This window comes from Candidatus Frankia nodulisporulans, assembly GCF_902806475.1.
Taxonomy (GTDB): domain Bacteria; phylum Actinomycetota; class Actinomycetes; order Frankiales; family Frankiaceae; genus Frankia; species Frankia umida.
On the sequence record NZ_CADCWS010000534.1, the window covers coordinates 1 to 586 of the forward strand.

A 586-nucleotide genomic window follows, 5' to 3' on the forward strand; every position below is an offset into this window, starting at 1 on the left:
CCGGTCTCGGTGTCCACCCCCACCGACATCGCGAGGGGGTCGGCGGGGATCCGGGCCGGCGTCCAGGCCGCGGACACGCCGTCGGTGGCCTGGCGGGTGGCCAGGGTGAGGACCGCCCAGCCGCCCCGCGCCCCACCGGTAATCCGCAGCCGCAGCGCGGTCCGTGCGCCGAGCAGGGCGCGGACGCTGTCGGCCTTGGCGGCCAGGGCCTTGACGGTCCAGGTGCCGTCGAGGCGCACCTCGCAGCGGATCCCGCCCGGGCCGAGGGCCGGTGGGGTGGTGAGCGTGCCGGCCAGGCCCCGGTCGGCGGCGTGTGCCGTCCAGTACTCGGGGTGCAGCCGGTCGAGGAGTTGGCGTTCCTCGGCGGACACCGCCCCCTCCACGGTCGGGGCGACGGGAGCGTGGCGGCGGCCCAGCCACAGGCCGGCGGCATGCAGGCCCACCAGGCCGGCGGACATCTCCACGGGCCAGTCCTGCGACGACAACCACGCCACCACCCCCGCCGGCACCGCATGAGCCGCATGCGCCTGCAGAGCCCGCTGATAGAGCGCCGCCGGGTAGGTCACCCGGGCGGCCTTCACGTCGG

Annotated in this window: 1 protein-coding gene; it reads right to left on the bottom strand. The window is 77.1% G+C overall.

All coding sequences use genetic code 11. From position 1 onward, the window contains the following. Nucleotides 1-566 (bottom strand): hypothetical protein (locus G6R24_RS21290; RefSeq protein ID WP_225438902.1); only part of this gene is annotated, 566 nt, incomplete at its 3' end. Between the last annotated feature and the right edge of the window lie 20 nt (nt 567-586).